General features: G+C 62.8%; 12 protein-coding genes. 9 read left to right on the forward strand and 3 right to left on the reverse strand.

The annotated features are described in order from the left end of the window. Window positions 1-52 precede the first annotated feature (52 nt). From VNN55_02035 to VNN55_02060, 6 genes are all read left to right on the forward strand, one after another. A complete protein-coding gene (locus VNN55_02035; GenBank protein HWO56324.1) occupies window positions 53-2809 on the forward strand; it encodes a hypothetical protein in 2757 nt (918 codons plus the stop codon). Window positions 2810-3053: 244 nt separating this feature from the next. Next, window positions 3054-5174, forward strand: a complete 2121-nt coding sequence (locus VNN55_02040) for a hypothetical protein (GenBank protein HWO56325.1) — start codon at window positions 3054-3056, stop codon at window positions 5172-5174. Window positions 5175-5347: 173 nt separating this feature from the next. Continuing rightward, window positions 5348-7207: a tRNA uridine-5-carboxymethylaminomethyl(34) synthesis enzyme MnmG gene (gene mnmG / locus VNN55_02045; GenBank protein ID HWO56326.1), complete on the forward strand. Its 1860-nt coding sequence runs from the start codon at window positions 5348-5350 to the stop codon at window positions 7205-7207. A 109-nt stretch (window positions 7208-7316) separates the two neighbouring features. Next, entirely contained in the window at window positions 7317-7955 is a 639-nt protein-coding gene (gene rsmG, locus VNN55_02050) for a 16S rRNA (guanine(527)-N(7))-methyltransferase RsmG (GenBank protein ID HWO56327.1), read from the forward strand. Window positions 7956-8013: 58 nt separating this feature from the next. After that, window positions 8014-8778 carry an AAA family ATPase gene (locus VNN55_02055; GenBank protein ID HWO56328.1) on the forward strand — a complete coding sequence of 255 codons (765 nt, stop codon included), beginning with the start codon at window positions 8014-8016 and terminating at the stop codon, window positions 8776-8778. After that, window positions 8775-9620: a ParB/RepB/Spo0J family partition protein gene (locus VNN55_02060; protein ID HWO56329.1), complete on the forward strand. Its 846-nt coding sequence runs from the start codon at window positions 8775-8777 to the stop codon at window positions 9618-9620. Before VNN55_02055 ends, VNN55_02060 begins: the two co-directional genes overlap by 4 nt. A 102-nt stretch (window positions 9621-9722) precedes the next feature. Here VNN55_02060 and VNN55_02065 read toward each other — a convergent pair whose 3' ends face one another. Both VNN55_02065 and VNN55_02070 read right to left on the reverse strand, forming a co-directional pair. Next, complete coding sequence (locus VNN55_02065) at window positions 9723-10574, reverse strand: hypothetical protein (protein ID HWO56330.1); 852 nt, start codon at window positions 10572-10574, stop codon at window positions 9723-9725. Between the two features lie 117 nt (window positions 10575-10691). Further along, entirely contained in the window at window positions 10692-11888 is a 1197-nt protein-coding gene (locus VNN55_02070) for a class I SAM-dependent rRNA methyltransferase (protein HWO56331.1), read from the reverse strand. A 68-nt stretch (window positions 11889-11956) separates the two neighbouring features. Here VNN55_02070 and VNN55_02075 point away from each other — a divergent pair, with 68 nt between their 5' ends. Then, window positions 11957-12613 carry an MBL fold metallo-hydrolase gene (locus VNN55_02075; GenBank protein HWO56332.1) on the forward strand — a complete coding sequence of 219 codons (657 nt, stop codon included), beginning with the start codon at window positions 11957-11959 and terminating at the stop codon, window positions 12611-12613. Here VNN55_02075 and VNN55_02080 read toward each other — a convergent pair. Then, window positions 12603-14252, reverse strand: a complete 1650-nt coding sequence (locus VNN55_02080) for an SBBP repeat-containing protein (GenBank protein HWO56333.1) — start codon at window positions 14250-14252, stop codon at window positions 12603-12605. The genes VNN55_02075 and VNN55_02080 overlap by 11 nt on opposite strands. Window positions 14253-14828: 576 nt before the next feature. Between VNN55_02080 and VNN55_02085 the strand changes: the two genes are divergently transcribed. Together VNN55_02085 and VNN55_02090 are read left to right on the forward strand one after the other, a co-directional pair. Next, window positions 14829-15395, forward strand: coding sequence for a sigma-70 family RNA polymerase sigma factor (locus VNN55_02085; GenBank protein HWO56334.1), 567 nt, complete (start codon window positions 14829-14831; stop codon window positions 15393-15395). Between the two features lie 182 nt (window positions 15396-15577). Next, window positions 15578-16459 (forward strand): zf-HC2 domain-containing protein, encoded by an 882-nt coding sequence (locus VNN55_02090; protein HWO56335.1) that lies wholly within the window; start codon window positions 15578-15580, stop codon window positions 16457-16459. Window positions 16460-16789: the final 330 nt, after the last annotated feature.

Genomic DNA, 16789 nt, shown 5'->3' on the forward strand with positions numbered 1-16789 from the left:
CGCGCTATCTTGGAGTGGTCCGCAGTTCCTCACCCTGCTTGTGGAGGTTGAGATGAAAGCCGTCGGGTTTCCCGCCGTGGCCGTGCTGGCATTCGGCCTGACAGCCGTTGCCTCGGCCACTGTCCGTCATGTGCCGGCCGATTTCGCCGCGATCCAGGCGGCGATCGATGCGTCCGGCAGCGGCGACACGGTGCTCGTTGCGCCCGGTGTCTACACTGAAAACCTGGACCTGCGCGGCCGCGCGTTGCGGCTGCTATCGTCCGGCGGGGCGGAGGCGACCGCGCTGACGCCGACTTTTCCTGAGGCCACACTCATCCTGGTCAGCGGGGTCGGGGCGGGCGCCGAGCTGGCCGGATTCACGCTCGCCGGCGGCAGCATGAAGCATGTCATCCAGATAGACGGCGGCAGCGCGATTCGCATCCATCACAACGTGATCCGGAATCATGTTTCCTACCAGTCCAATGCGACGGAGATCGGATCCTACTCCGGCGCGTCGGTGATCGACCACAATCTGTTCATCCACAATCGATCGATCGGAGGCGTGGGCATATTCGCCGGCGGCGGGCAGATCCTTCACAATACCTTCCATGACAACTCGCGCGGGTTCTGGTCTCAGGGGAGCGGTGTGGTGGCCAAGAACAACGTCGTCACCAACTCGGTACAGTTTGGCATCGGCGACAACCGCTTTGCGTTTCTGGATTACAACTGCGTCTTCGGCAACAGTCCCGATTACGGCTACGGCGCCGCGCCGGGCACACACGACATTGTCGCCTGGCCTGAGTACTGCGACACCGCCATGGGTAACTTTGGGCTCGATGTCATTTCGCCTTGTCTGGCCACGGGGGAGGGCGGCGTCGACCGCGGCGCTTACGGGCTCGCGTGCGGGGCCGACGGCGGGCCGCGTGTCACCGGGTTGACCGTCTCGGGAGAGATGGCCAACCACGTTCTCGACCACACACCCGACATCAAGTGGGTGTACTTTGATCTGGCCAACCTGCCGCAACTGGAGTCCGAAATCGAAGTCGGTGTGGACGCTGACTGGACGGTCGCCGAAATGTGGAACCCGCCGGCTTTTCCCGGCGCATCCAACATCCAAACCTACGCCGGCGCGGAGTTGCTGGACGGCACCACCTATCATGTTCGCGTGCGTGTCAGCAACGGCGCGCAGTGGGGATTGTGGACCAGCCGCACATTCCACATGAACGCGCCGCCGCCACCGCCCGTGCTGGAAGCGCCCATTGATGGCGGCGCGGTGACGACGGCTGAGCCGGTCCTCTATCTTGCGCGCGCGACCGACCCGGAGGGCGACGCGCAGACGTTTGGCTACGAGGTTTATGCCGACGCGGCGCTTACCGTGTTGGTGGCTGGTTCGACCAACCAACCCGAGGCCTGGCGCATCTCGCCGCCGCTGCCGCGGGAGAATCAGACCTATTGGTGGCGGGCGCGCGCCAGAGACATGTACGAGACGGGGGGCTGGTCGGAGGCGGAGTTCTTCGTCCTCGATGAAATCAACTCGCCGCCCGTGGCGGGTGCGCTCCTCGAGCCAGTCGGCAATGTCCCGGTCCCCAGCCGGCCGCCTTATTTTGACTGGGAAGATCCGTTCGATCCCGACCCGTCGCCGGGCGTCATCATCCAGACATTGATCATTGCCACCGACAGCCAGTTTACCTTTGCGACGCAGTTTTCCAACCTGCCACAATCGAACTTCACACTCGGCGGGCTGGGAGTCGCGCAACGGTACTGGTGGAAGGTACGCGTTGCGGATCAGGCGGGGCTCTGGTCCGAAACGCCGGCGGCGCGGTTCTTCATCCCCGGGCCGGGGGATATGAACATGAACCAGGCCCTCGATCTGGTTGATGTGGTCATGGTGATCGACGTTGTCTTCCGCGCCGCCGCCGGACCGGCCGCGTTCTATCTGGCCGATGTCAACGGCGATTGCGTGATCGACGTTCGCGATGTCGTGCGCATTATCGAGCACTCCTTCCGCGGCGGCCCCCTGCCGCTCTCGTTGTGCGCAACGGGTGCCTCCCACAGACGTGTTGTGCCAATCGACTACGCCACCATCACCAGCGCGATGTTGGCGGCGGCCGACGATGACACAATTCTCGTGATGCCGGGAATCTATCGCGAGAACATTCGATTCTACGGCAAACGGGTTCACGTGGTGGGCGAAGGCGGCCCCGGCGTCACAACGCTTAAGCCGGCGATCCTCGGCGAGCCCACGGTGCGGTTCGACACGGGAGAGCCATCGGGCGCATCCCTCTCAGGATTCACCCTCACGGGAGGCGATGGCAAGCACGCCATTCTCGTTTCAAACGGCGCCAGTCCGCACATTCATCACAACATCATCCGCGACCACATCTCCTACGAGCACAACGCCACCGCGATCGGATCGTATGACGCCAACCCGGCGATCGAATACAATCTCTTCTTGCACACGCGGTCCTTGGGCGGCGTCGGGATCTTTTCCGGAGGCGGAACCATCAGCAACAATACCTTCGACGACAATTCGCGCGGCTACTGGTCGCAGGGTGTCGGGGTGGTGGCGCGCAACAACATCGTTACCAACTCCGTGCAATTCGGCATCGGCGACGATGGATTTGCCGTCAACGACTACAACTGCCTGTTCAACAATGTCGTGGAGTATTGTTGCGGCGCCGTGGCCGGCCCCAACGATATGCTGCTTGATCCTCTCTATTGCGACCGCGCTGTCGAGGACTTCCGTCTCGGCCCGGGGTCGCCGTCCCTGGGCAGCGGCGCGGACGGTCGTGATCGCGGCGCATTCCCGGCAGGGTGCAGTGGAAACTAATAGCAATCGCTTGTGGCGGTTGGCCGCACAGCGGGGCCGACCGGCGGTCACTGTGCACTGAAGTCATCTGATATCATCGTATTTGCGTCTCTCGCAGTTCAGGCAGGCTAAGTTGGCGCCATAACCGCTTGACCCGATCGCCGCGGGCGGATAAGTTTGATCCCGTTGCTGGGCAATCCAGGAAGCGCCTACCGATCCTGGGATGGAACCTATACCGGGTAGCAAGCGAAAGGAGCGTTGGGGCATGCGTGTGTCCACTTGGAGTGCGATTATCCTTGCGAGTTTGTTGCTATGGGTCGTGGCCGGCTGCGGCGACGATGAGGATAAGAACCTGGTGGTGCGCAATGTCTCGGTGGCGCCGGCGTTGCTGACCGAAGGGGATGTCGGCGTGATCGAGGTGCTGGTGACCAACCGCTCCGGCGCCGCCCAGGATGACGAGACCGTCTACCTGTCGGCGATCCCGGCCACCTCGGTGACCTTCACCGCCGCCGCGGTGACCACCAACGCGCTTGGCATCGCCGCGACCACCTTCACCGCAGCCGAACCGGGCAGCGTCCTGATCGGCGCGCGCGTGGGCAACAACCCGAGCACCGAATATCTGACCATCGTGATCGAAGAGAGCGACGATGACGGCGGCGGCGGCGGCACCAACGGGCAGGTGATCTTGACGATCACCCCGCCGGTGCTGGTGGCCGACGGGCAAGCGACGGCGGCGGTGCATGCGGTCATCGCCGACAACGCCGGCGATCCGATTCCCGACAACACGCCGGTCAAGTTTGTCGCGGGCGAGAAGTTCACCGACGTCGACGGCGATGGGGCCTGGACGCCCAATGTCGACGCGCTGGTGTATGACGCCGACGCCGACGGGGAATGGGACGCGCTCGGTGTGATCGACCGGTTGCGCTACGCGGCCAACGGCCAGGCCAACGTCACGTTTACCGCCGGCTTCATCGCCGGACCGGTGCACATCAAGGTGACCGCCGGCACCGGACCGCAGCGCATCACCGGCGAGGCCATCCTCTCGCTGGTTGCGGGCAATCCGGTGCACACGATCGCGCTCACACCCGAATGGCAACGGATCCAGGTGCGCGGCACCGGCGGCATTGAGTGGACGCGCATTGTGGCGGAGGCCTACGATGAGCATGGCAATCCCGCCGACGAGGGGCTGCCGATCGAATTCCTGATCACCGCGGGCCCGGGCGGCGGCGAGACGGTCAACGGCGAGGCGGTCGGGCCGGTCACGGCGCGCACCAATGCGCTGGGGCAGGCGACGGTCACGCTCAACGCCGGCACGCTGCCCGGCACGGTCCGTCTGCGCGCCCGCGCCGGCACAGTCCTGTCCACCGCGACACAAGTCACGATTCGCAGCGGCCCGCCGGCGGCGATCTCCTGCGGGGTGGAAGACTGCAATGTCCCCTCGTGGGGCCAGACCGGACACAACAACCGCGTGCTGGCGGTGGTGGTCGATCAGTGGGGTAATGAGGTTCCCGATTCGACCGCCGTCTACTTCGGCACCGAGCAGGGTTTGATCGAAGGCGCCGCGGAAACGATGATCGAGCAGACGGTGCGCGGGAAGGCCGAAACCTTCTGGAACTCCGGCGAGCCGCGCAACGATCCGTATGTGTACATCTGGTGCGAGACCGCCGGAGGCACGGTTCGGGACACCTGTGTTTTCCTTGAGTCGGGCGCGCCATCCACCGGCACGTTTGTGACCTGGCCGCAGACCATGGTCGCCTCCGGGGACAGTCTCGGGCGCGTGGAGATTGAAGTGCTGGATATCAACGGCGTGTTCGTCGATTCCGATACGCCCATCGAGCTGCTGACCGACTTCGGGTCGATCCAGTCCGGCCTGCTCAAGGACGGATGCAATTCCGCCACCTATGTCGGTTACTACCGTCCGCCGGTTCTGGACCAGGACTACAGCTACACGGTTCCGGGCGATGGCATCGGCGTAGTGGCCACCATCCGGGCCAATGCCGGCGGACCGACCGGATATCACGGCAGCGCGAATGTGACGTTATTGACCGGCAAGTCGGACTCGCGCTTCTCGCAGGTGAATATGGCCGCTCAGGTTCATGCTGGCGCATTTGTCCCGGTCGAAGTGGTTGTTCGTGACTACGATGGCAATCCGCTTGGCGGCCACGAGATCGAAATCACGGTGCAGTCCACCAACGAGGGAGTCAGCGGCAGCATCTCCGGCTCGACGCAGATCACCGATAAGTACGGGATCGCGCGTGGATTCATCTTTACCGCCGACAATCCCCTGTTCCCTTGTGATCACACCGGCTACCTGACCATCCGCGATGTTGATCCGCAGTTCGGCGGCCTGCTCATGGTTCAGACGGTTGTGATAACCTGTCAGTAGCCGGCGGGGTGTGGCTCACCTCGGTGAGTCCTCGTCGAAAGTCAACGGGTGGGCGCGGATGACGCGCCCACCCTCTTTGCTTCTGCCGGGATGTGGTTTCGGCGCCGGTTTCACGGCAAACACATCCGCGATGAACGCGCAATCCCGCCGGAAAACTGCTACATTAGATGACGATGAACTTGACGCCACGCATCATCGTCATTGGCGGGGGGCATGCCGGCATCGAGGCGGCGGCCGCGGCGGCGACCATGGGCGCCCAGGTGCTGTTCATCACCCAGGATCCGGCGGCGATCGGACGCATGTCCTGCAATCCCGCCATCGGCGGCATCGGCAAGGGACAGATCGTCCGCGAGATCGATGCCCTCGGTGGACGGATGGGGTACCTGGCCGACTGTGCCGGGATTCAGTTCAAGGTCCTCAATCGCCGCAAAGGTCCGGCGGTACAGTCCTCCCGCTGTCAGTGCGATCGACGTTTGTATCAGCAAGCGGCACAAGAAGATATATCGCAGAAAGCGAATGTCGTTGTCCGTCGCGGCGGTGTGAAATCATTCCTCATTAAAGCCGGTCGGATCGCCGGCGTTGTCGATCAGGACGGTGAGCAGCATGCGGCGGATGCCGTCGTGCTTTGCGCCGGCACCTTCCTGGAGGCCGTCACCCACGTCGGCAGCAAGATCGAGAAAGCGGGACGTTATGGCGAGCCGCCCGCCGAGGGACTTTCGGGACAGCTGCGCGATCTCGGTTTTGCAGTGGGACGTCTGAAGACTGGTACCCCGCCGCGGTTGGCGGGATCGACCATCGATTACTCGCTCTGCGAGATTCAGCCCGGCGATGAGCCGCCACGGGGATTCTCGCGACGTCGGCCGGTGACGATTCGCAATCAGGTGGTTTGCTGGCTGACCTACACTACAATGGCGACGCACGAGGTGATCGGCGCCAACTTCGACCGCTCGCCGCTGTTCAACGGTCAGATCTCCGGAATTGGGCCGCGTTATTGTCCATCGATTGAAGACAAGGTCAAGAAGTTCGCCGAGAAGCCGCGTCACCAACTCTTCCTCGAGCCGGAGGGGATGGGGACCGATGAGATCTACATCAACGGTTTCTCGACTTCGCTGCCGGCAGACGTTCAGCTGGAGGCGTTGCGGACCATCCCCGCTCTGCGCCGGGTGGAGATGACTCGACCCGGGTACGCGGTCGAATACGACTTTTTTCCGCCGACGCAACTGAAGCTGTCGCTTGAGACTAAGATCATTTACGGCCTCTTCTTCGCCGGGCAGATCAATGGGACATCCGGCTATGAGGAAGCGGCCGGCCAGGGGTTGGTGGCCGGGATCAATGCGGTGCTTTACTGCCGGGCCGAAACGCCGTTTGTTCTCAATCGTGCCGAGTCCTACATCGGCGTCATGATCGATGACCTGGTCACACTGGGAGTTGATGAGCCATACCGCATGTTCACCTCGCGCGCCGAGCATCGTCTGCATCTGCGCGAGGACAACGCCGAACGGCGTCTGACCTATCACGCGGTGCGTCTGGGGCTGCGTTCGCAGCGGGAATTTGATGCGTTGCGTCGACGCTGGGACCAGATCGACCGCGCGATCGCCGCATTCGGCAGGACCACCGTCCCGGGAGAGTCACTCCCTTATGCGGGGTTGCGTCGCCAGGGAGGCGCAACGCTGGATCAACTGCTGCGGATTCCGGAGGTGCGTCTGTCCGATCTGCGCCGGTATCATCCGGAGCTGGAAGACTACGATCCGGATGCGGCGGAGGAGATTGAGGTGGCGATCAAGTACCGCGGCTACATCGAGCGCCAGCAACGTCAGATCGAACAGTTCCAACGCATGGAGTCGCAGCGCATTCCGGAGACGTTGTCCTATGCATCGCTGCCCGGTCTGCGTCGCGAGTCGGTCGAGAAGTTCGCGCGGATCCGTCCGGCGACGCTTGGCCAGGCGTCGCGCATTCCCGGCATCACCTCGGCCGACCTCAACCTCCTGATGATTCATCTCAAGGCGGGCAATGGCCGTAGCGAAGGCGACTGACGGCCGTTTCACGTGGAACATCCCTGGACCCCGACTAATTCCCACGAAAGTCGATTGACATCGTCATCCGTTCGATCGCTCATTGAGTGAGTGAACGGGGGCGTTTCACGTGAAACTGAATCCGGTCCTGCTGGCGAAAGCCGCCGGCGTTAACTCCATTGATCCTGATGCCTTGGTGCGATTGGAGCAGTATGCCGATCTGCTGGCCGCGGCCAACCGACGGATCAATCTGATTTCCCGGTCCAGCGAGCTTGAGCAGGAGATCAAGCGGCAGATTGTCATCTCGCTTCTGCCGCTGCGAGTGGACCGCACCAATCCCTGCCGCTGGATCGACATTGGCTCCGGCGGCGGATTCCCGGTGGTCCCGCTGGCAATCATTGAGACGGGCGTCGAGTTTATTGCCGTCGAAGCGGTGGCGAAGAAGGCCTACTTTATCGAGCGCACAGCCCAGGAACTTGGCCTCGCCAATCTGCGGGTGATCGCCGATGGCATCGAGCGGGTGATAGCGAAAGATCCGCGTCCCGAATGCCAGGTAGTCAGTATCAAAGCCGTGGCGGACTTGCCGCAGAGTCTTGCGTGGGCCGGGGAGTTGCTCGTCCATGGCGGGCTACTTTTCACATACAAGCCAAGCGATTCGGTCCCCATCGCAACTGTACACAATGAGAAATTCGAACAATTGATGGTTATTGATGTTAAAGAAGTCATTGACATCACGAGCCTATCCTTCGTAGTCTACAAGAAACGATGATTGACCACTACGCTGTCAGGCATGGAGTTATAAAGGCAATTAATCGCAGGGGGAAGCAGTGACGGCACGGCGCATCATATCGGTGGCCAACCAGAAGGGCGGGGTGGGCAAGACAACCACTGCTGTCAATCTGGCAAGTTGTTTGGCGATAAGCGGTAAACGCACATTGCTTGTGGACCTCGATCCGCAGGCCAACTCGACATCATTCCTGGGCATCGACAAGTCAACAGTCACCACTTCGACTTATGAAGTGGTCATCAATGGAGTTCCGGTGCGTGAAGCGGCCATCCCCACCGGGGTGGATCGTCTCGACATTCTCCCCTCGGCGATTCGGCTGGTCGGAGCCGAGGTCGAGATGGTGGAAATGTCCGGACGTGAAAGCCGCCTGAAGGATGCCCTCGCCGACAGCAATCTCCCCTATGAGTTCATCATCATCGACTGCCCGCCATCGCTTAACATATTGACGTTGAATGCCTTAGTTGCGTCGGGATCGGTTCTGATTCCGGTGCAGACCGAGTATTTCGCCCTCGAGGGATTGGGCCTTTTGCTGGACACCATCAACCGGATCAAGGGGTCGCTTAATCCGGAACTGGAGATCGAGGGAGTGCTTTTGACCATGTACGATTCCCGTTTGAATCTTTCGCGCCAGGTCGAGGCGGAGGCGCGGAAGTTTTTTGCCGGGAAGGTTTATCAGACGGTGATCCAGCGGAATGTGCGGTTGGCGGAGGCGCCGGGGTTCGGCAAGCCGATTGTCCTGTACGACATGCTGTCGGCGGGAGCGGAGAATTACGTTTCGTTGGCCAAGGAGGTCATTGCGTCATGAATCGGGTCGCGTTGGGACGGGGGTTGGAGGCGTTGATACCGACGGCGCCGGCGGCGGAGAAGCCGGGCGCGGGCGTTGTCACTATACCGATTGATAAGGTTGTTCCCAATCCGCATCAGCCGCGCACGCAGCTGGACGGGATCAAGCTGCACGAGCTGGCCGACTCGATCCGTGCGCATGGCGTGCTGCAGCCGATCATCGTCAAGCAGGTCGGCGAGCACTATCAACTGATCGCCGGCGAGCGTCGCTGGACGGCGGCGAAGACCGCGGGGCTTGTCGAGATTCCCGCGATCATCCCCGAGGCCTCGACCCCCGAAGCCGAACTTGAATGGGCGCTGATCGAAAACCTCCAGCGCGAGGACTTAAGCGTGCTCGATGAGGCGGCCGGCTACCAGAAGCTCTCGCACTTGTTCGGCTACACGCAGGAGGAGATCGCCCAACGGGTAGGCAAGGACCGTTCGACGGTGGCCAACACCCTGCGTCTGCTCTCGCTGCCGGAGGCGGTGCGTGAGAAGATCGGCGGCGGCAAGCTGACCGCGGGGCATGCGCGCGCGCTGTTGGCGCTGCCGTCGGCGGCCGAGCAGATCAAGCTGGCCAACCGTGTGGTCTCCGAGTCGCTCTCGGTGCGCAAGACCGAGGAAATCGTCTACGGCCGTCCCAAGCGCATGCTCTCGCGGGCGAAGAAACGCTCTCCCGAGCTGGAGGCGGTCGAGCAGACGCTGCGCCGCCGTCTGGGCGCCACGGTGCACATCCTCGAGTCGAAAAAGCGCGGCCGTATTGTGATCGATTACTATGGCCATGATGATCTCAATCGCATCCTCGATGTGATGGGCCTGTCGTAGACCGTCCGTCGTACGTCACTGGACAGTGTATCCAAATGCGCGACGCCCGGAGCCGATTGGCTCCGGGCGTTTTGTGTCGGTTGGCCGGTCGGTGCGCGGAACTCAGCGCCGGTCGCCGGCCAGGACATCCCCGCCGTTGCGGGCGCGTTCGCGCACACGGTCCAGCGGCAGGGGTTGCCAGCGGTCGGTGGTGATCGAGTTGCCGAGCAGGTAACCGGTCAGGCCGCCGATGATCGCCCCGGCGAAGGCATCAAAGGCGCGTTTGGTCTCCTTGGACATCGACAGATCGTCTTCCTCGCCGGAGCCCATGGCATAGCCGAAGGCGGCGCCCAGGATCACGCCGGAGAGGAATCCCACTTCGCCATGGCGGCGGAAGCGGGTGCTGATGTCGAGGGCATCGATCGAGTCGAAGGCGAAGCGGTTGACCAGGCCCGGGGTGCGGGCATCCAGCAGTTCGATCTGGCTGCCGGTCATCGACAGGAGGATGCCGACCGCCGATTTCTGCGGAGCGGAACGTCCCAGCCGCACGCGGGTGCCGGCGGCGACGGTGGGCAGGCCGGCGGTGCTCAAACGCACCGGCGCGCAGTAGATCTCGCCGGAGGGCGCCATGCGCAGAAAGGGACTGCGCGGGGAGATTTCGTTCTCGCCGGGAAACTGAAACGAGAGAGATTTCTGCGTCGAAAACAACTCGCGGGTCAGGACATCATACGGCCCGAGATGGATCTGAAACCTCCCATGCACGACCGGTAACTGCACCGTGTCGACCTTGAGGATCGGAGTGCTGCCGCCGTTCCACAGCCGCACGGTCACCGAATAAACGCCATCGTAGGTGGGCTGGCCTCCCGGGCCCGTTAAGGTGCCTTCCACGTGAATCTTAACCGGTCCGGCGAGAGCCTCGGTGGCGACGAAAGCGACGATCGCGAGCGCCCAGCGAACAAGCCTTGGTGAGTTCATGGCCCCTCCCTGGTGTATGGATCGACTTTCACAGGATATACGAAAGCCAAAAGGCGAATGCCGCGTCGGATCGCGCAAAACTCTGACAATTAGGTCGGACCGAAATGGTCGGGAATATCAGTCGACGCGGGCGATGAGGCCCTTGAGATACTCCGATTCGGGGAATGAGATCAGTAGCGGGTGATCCTCGCCCTGCCCCAATTGTTCGAGGATGCGGACCGACCGTCCCGCATCGGTGGACGCCCAGGCGACCGCCTCCTGAAACGCGGCCCGTGTCACCGTGCCGGAGCAAGAGAAACTGGCGAGGATGCCGCCCGGGGTCAGAAGCTTTAAGGCCAAGAGGTTCAAATCCTTATACGCGCGAAGCGCCTTGGTGACCTGCGTCTGCGCCGCCGCCAGCTTGGGAGGATCGAGGACGATCAAATCGAATTGGCGTGCCTGATCACGGAACTTGCGCAGCACCTCGAAGACGTTGCCGCAAATTGTCTCGACCGAATGCGCCTTCTCCCCCAGCGCGGAGACATTGGCCGTCAGCATCTGCAGGGCGGGCGCGGAGGAGTCGACGCAGGTGGCCGCGGCGGCGCCGGCGGCAAGCGCCGGGACGGTGAACCCGCCGGTGTAGCAGAAACAGTCGAGGATCGCGCGTCCTGAGGCATGGCGGGCAACGCGGGCGCGGTTGGTGCGTTGGTCGAGATAGAATCCGGTTTTCTGTCCCGAACGGAAATCGACCCGGTAGCTGAAACCGTTCTCGCGAATCGCGATCGACTCCGATGGCGCCTCTCCCCTGAGCGCGCCGGAGGCGGGCGGCAGGCCTTCGACCTGACGGATCTCGTTGTCGCTTTGGTCGAGAATCGCCCGCGGGCGAAGGAGAGCGGCCAGGGCCTCGACGATAACGGGACGGGCGCGTTCGATGCCGGCGGTGAGGAACTGACAAACCAGAATGTCATCGTAGCGATCGACGATCAGCCCCGGCAGGCCATCGGCCTCGGCGTAGACCAGGCGGTAGGCGTTGGTGTCATCGGACCGGGCCAGGGCGGAACGTCGCGCCACCGACTCGGCAATCATCCGTCCCCACCAGGCGTCATCGATCGTTGCCGCCGGGTCCCAGGCCAGGAGTCGCACGACAATCTGCGAGTGGGGGTTGTAGTACCCAACGGCGAGGGGCTCGCCATTTGCGGCGCGGACTTGTACCATATCCCCCGGCTCGGCCTGGCCGCGCAGTCCGGCGATCGCTCCGGAGAAGATCCACGGATGGCGGTGGCGGACCGGTTTGTCCCGTCCGGGTTTGAGCGTCAAATCGGCAACGGCGGTCATGGCCGCCGGAATAAACGGACCAATGCCGGCGGGCCAAAGCCCGTTGTTGCGCCCAGCGGAACCTCGCGATGATCATCGACAAAGTCACCGTCAGTCCGCTTCTGGAGAATTGCTACATCGTCGGCGACGAAACCACCGGCCAGGGGATTGTGATCGACCCCGGCGACGAGGCCGAACGCATCCTGCGCAAAGTGGCCGAGTTGGGACTGGCGATCGACAAGATCGTCAACACCCACGCGCACGTTGACCACGTCGCCGCGGTGCAGGCACTCAAGGAGGCGCTGGGAGCGAAGTTTTACCTGCACCCGGCGGAGACCATGCATTTTGCGCGGTTGGTCGAGAGCGCGGCGTTGTTTGGCATCTTCGGGGCGAAGGTGCCGGAGGTTGATGTCGAGCTGGCCCACGGCGACATCATCCCGGTCGGGTCGTTGTCGTTGCGGGTGGCGCACACACCGGGGCACACCCCCGGCCACTGCCTGTTGGTCTTTCCCGGCGATGTCTTCTGCGGCGATCTGATCTTTTCCGGTTCGATCGGTCGGACCGATTTTCCCGGCGGCGATTACGCCACGATCGTGCGCTCGCTGGAGACCGAAATCCTCACCCTGCCGCCCGAGACGCGCCTGCATCCGGGGCATGGTCCGGGCACCACGGTGGCGATCGAGAGGGACTTCAATCCGTTTCTGCGCGGTCTGTCGGCGAAGCCGGCGGCGCCGCCTACTTCATGAGCACCATCTTGCGCGCCAGCTTCCCGGCCGGTGTGCGCAGTTGATAGAGATAGACGCCGCTGCCCACCGCCCCTCCGCGGTCATCGACGCCATCCCATTCGAAGGCGTAGGAGCCCGGCGCGAGGCCGGTCTCGCGGTGGCTGAGCACGGTCTGGCCGAGGAGATTGTAGATCGATAGTTCGGCGTCGCCGCCGGTTTCCAGGTCGAAGCGGATGGTGGTGGCGGCGTTGAACGGGTTGGGGCTGTTCTGGTGGAGCGCGAAGTCGCGCGGCGGATCATTGGTCACCGGTTCGAAGACCGCGGCGCTGACCGGCTCGTAGGCGATGATCACGATGTCTAGGTTGGTCTCCGGTTCGCCCGGTGGATTGCCATAGCCGGCGACATAGACATGGTCCTCGGCTTCCACGCAAATCCGGGTGGCGCGATCATACCCGCCCGCATCGCGTGTCATCTCCCAGACCTTGGCGCCGGTGGCGCCGTTGAACTTCATGGTGAGACAGTCGTAGTCCGTCGTCCCCGCGCCGTGACCGGTGATGTACATGTTGCCGGCGGCGTCCAGCGCCATGGCATAGGCCTCTTCGTATCCGTTCCGTCCGGAGGGCGACACCCAGAGCGAATCCCCGTCGGCGCTGAGCTTGTAAAAGCTGAAATCGAATCCCGTGGCCCATCCGCTTGAGTGCGCGCCGACACAGACATTGCCCGCGGGATCAAGCGCGATGCCGGCGGTGTTGTGGATTGAGCTCGATCCGACGCCGCAGGTCCAATCCCAGAGCAACGATCCGTTGGGATCGTATTTGAGGATGACCAGGTCGGAATTCCCGGTGGAGTCCTTGATCTTGCCGGTCACATAGGCGTTGCCGGCGTTGTCGACGGCGATATCGATGCCTTCGTCGTAGCGGTGCAGCGGGCCGTCGTAGGCGCGTCCCCAGAGCGTGTCGCCGTCGGCGCTGAACTTCACGACGAGGATGTCGTCGAGGTTGCCCGTGGACTTGGTGGCGGTGCCGGCGATGTAGACGCTGCCATCAGAGCCGCAGGCCACGCTCTGCGCGTTGCCGCCGGTGGCGCCGGTCCAGCGGTAGAAGGTCGCCCAGAGCGAATCCCCGGTCTGCGGATCAACTTTCATTACGACGGAGTGGTATCCGCTACTGTAACCCAAGGCGGAGATGATGATGTTACCCGCCGGATCAAAGGTCATTTCGCGGGGTGCCATCTGATTTACGTTGTGGGGCCGTGCCCATTCGACCGTACCGGACGGAGTGGTTTTGCAGATCAGGAGCCCCGACCCGAACACGCCCTTGGCTGTTGTCCAACCGGAGACATAGCAGTTGCCGGCATCATCGGCGACCATGGCCATGGCGTAGTCGGAGGAGTCACCGGGGCCATTGACTGGGATCTCCCAGGCCACTCCCCCGCCCGGATTGTATTTGCCGACAAGGAAGTCCCAGTCAGCCGCGCCCGTGCTGCCGCCGGCAACGTAGCAGTTGCCGCCGGCGTCGACACCGATACCGCGGGCTTCGTTGTCATTATCGCCGGGGCCGGGATAGATGTGCCACCAGTCTTCCTGCACCTGGGCGTGGAGATTGCCGGCGCTCAGAACGAGCGCGACCACTACGGTCAGCCAGAACCGGGAACGTGACATTGCCGCCTCCGAGGTTGTCAAAGCAAGAAAGCGTTGGCACCGTCACACCCCCTCGGGCATGAGCGGCCGGGTCGGAAATGGCCCTACGACAACTGCTGGTTAGACATGCGCGCCCGGACTGTCAAGCCGACAGGGCATATAGAGAATCAGGGGATGATGTTTTTGACGTCTGCTAAGACCAGAGGAATACAAGAGTTATGGCCTCTGCTTTTCGGGAAAAGCCACGCCTACGCAAGAGGCAGGGCACTGCTTGGCGACTTCAGCCATGCCCGTCGCCATGGGCGCCGGTGAGCAGACACCATATTTTGTTCTGCTCCATGCGTACACCCACTAAATCCTGTAGCAAAGTCTTGATTAAGGCGGTTTTTGTTGGGACTGTACGCTAACATATATAGGGCGAGGGGGTTCGGCGGCTCATTAAATGGCATGGAGAGTCGCTGGCGATTTGTGTAGTTTCGCCAACCACGCTGCGCTGACAAAGAGCGGACAATTCGCCGGCGGCGCACGAGAAACGACGGAACATGCGGATTCTCTTGGTGTTGTCAGGGGTGGAGCGTCGCCGGACGGGGTCTGCCCGTGGGTGATCGCTCACAGTTTGAGGCCCTGATCAAGGGGCACCTTGATGCGCTGTACCGGACGGCGTTGCGGATGACGAAGAACGCCGCCGACGCCGAAGACCTGGTCCAGGAGACGGCGCTCAAAGCCTACCGGTACTTTGACCGGTTTGAGGAAGGTTCCAACATCCGGGCGTGGTTGTTCAAGATCCTGACCAACCTGTTTATCAACCGCTACCGGAAGGAATCGAAGGCGCCGACCCAGGTCGATTTTGATGATGTCGAGGACTTCCAACTGTATGGACGCATGGTCGAGGGCGGGATGGTCACGCCCGGGCAGACGCCCGAGCGGGAATTGTTCAACCGCGTCCTCGGCGAGGATATCGAGAAGGCCATCGAATCGCTGCCGGAGGATTTCCGGCTGGTGGTGGTGATGGCGTTTGTGGAAGGGCTGTCGTACGAGGAGATCGCGCTGGCGCTGAATGTGCCGATGGGAACGGTGAAGTCGCGGTTGTTCCGCGGGCGGAAACTGCTCCAGAAGGCGCTTCTGTCCCAGGCGCAGAAGGCGGGAGTGGTCGGGCCGAAGTAGACGGATCGCTTCGGGCCAACGCGCACTGGCGAACGGTTCCGACAACGGCAGAGCGCCCGACGATGACGGCCGCGGGAGGACGGCGGCCGCGACGATGTCAATGAGCGCCGGCTTGGCCTGGGTGGGGCGAAGGCGGCATGGTGTGAGAAACGGTGTGATGAGCAACGCTTGTGAGATGACGCATGGTGTGTGATTGTCGCAAGGCCCTGGCCAGACTCTACGAATATCTCGACGGTGAAATCGGCGAGGCCGAGCGCGCGGCGATCGCCGCCCATGTGCAGGCCTGCCGTCACTGCTTCGAGCATTACGAGGCCGAACGCATTTTCCATGAATTCGTGACACACGCGGCGCCGCGTCCGGCGGCCCGCGCCGAGTTCAAGGCGCACCTGCTCTCCCGTCTGGCCGAGGAGGACTCTCTCCCCCGTCCGGTGGCCGCGCCGGTGAATGTCGTGTCGATGTTGACGCGCTTTGCCGTGGCGGCGGGGCTTTTGCTGGCGGTGGGGCTGGGCGGCGCCTGGGTGGGACGCGAGGCCGGGCCGGATCGCACGCCGTGGGTCACGTTGGCCTACTATCACCACGACATGCTGCCGGTCGAAGAGGTCGGCATCGAGACACAGGATTACTCGCAGGCCAAGGCCTTCCTCGCGGCGCAGATGAACCCCGGGGTGGCGACGCTTATTCCCGATGCGCCGCCTTCGGGGCTGGGTCTGCATGAGTGTTGTGTGATGCCGTGGAAGGACAGCAAGCTTGGACGTTTCGAATTCGCCGGCGGCACCACCGAGCCGGTCTCGCTGTTTCTCATTCCCGCCTCGGCGTTCCGGGTCGAAAGCGGCCCGCACTATCAAGTGGGCGAACGCGAGTATCGCAGCGTGAAGCTGGGGTGTTGCCGCGCGGTGCTCTGGCAGGAGTGCCAAGACTATGTCTGCGTGATGCTCTCCGATTGCAATGCCAACGATCTGCTGGCTTATGCGCAGGCTTGGCAGCCGGCGGTATCATCGCCGGGTTCGCAGGGAGCGGAAGCGCCGGGCGGGTACTCGCGGGCGGTGCAACGGTCACCGCGCTGAAGCGTCGGGAGCAAGATCAGTTCGCCTGAATTTGTCGGCTCAGCAGAAAAACGGACTTTGGCGGTTTCTGGGCCACCAACCTTGGGGTTGGTGGCCCTGTCATTTGGGGGCGGGGCGTAAGTGCCGCTGCGGCAATCGCCTATGTGAAAAAATGCGCGAAGTGACAGAGTGGATTCCGGCCAACCTGTCGCTGGACTTGGTAGTAGCATGGCCGCCTTAAAGCCACGCTTCGGAGGGATGATCCTAACCGGAAACAGGGTCTTGGGTTGAGTGACGGAAATCTTCGGCGTGGGCCAAAAAAAGTCTTGCAGGGGTATTGTACCCCTATGA

The sequence above is a fragment of the bacterium genome (assembly GCA_035559435.1).
GTDB lineage: Bacteria > Zixibacteria > MSB-5A5 > WJJR01 > WJJR01 > JACQFV01.

Bases quoted from the DNA above. Each gene is read 5' to 3' on its own strand.
- VNN55_02035 (HWO56324.1), top strand. From the start codon at position 53: ATGAAAGCCGTCGGGTTTCCCGCCGTGGCCGTGCTGGCATTCGGCCTG.
- VNN55_02040 (HWO56325.1), top strand. From the start codon at position 3,054: ATGCGTGTGTCCACTTGGAGTGCGATTATCCTTGCGAGTTTGTTGCTA.
- mnmG (HWO56326.1), top strand. From the start codon at position 5,348: ATGAACTTGACGCCACGCATCATCGTCATTGGCGGGGGGCATGCCGGC.
- VNN55_02060 (HWO56329.1), top strand. From the start codon at position 8,775: ATGAATCGGGTCGCGTTGGGACGGGGGTTGGAGGCGTTGATACCGACG.
- VNN55_02065 (HWO56330.1), bottom strand. From the start codon at position 10,574: ATGAACTCACCAAGGCTTGTTCGCTGGGCGCTCGCGATCGTCGCTTTC.
- VNN55_02070 (HWO56331.1), bottom strand. From the start codon at position 11,888: ATGACCGCCGTTGCCGATTTGACGCTCAAACCCGGACGGGACAAACCG.
- VNN55_02075 (HWO56332.1), top strand. From the start codon at position 11,957: ATGATCATCGACAAAGTCACCGTCAGTCCGCTTCTGGAGAATTGCTAC.
- VNN55_02080 (HWO56333.1), bottom strand. From the start codon at position 14,252: ATGTCACGTTCCCGGTTCTGGCTGACCGTAGTGGTCGCGCTCGTTCTG.
- VNN55_02090 (HWO56335.1), top strand. From the start codon at position 15,578: ATGGTGTGTGATTGTCGCAAGGCCCTGGCCAGACTCTACGAATATCTC.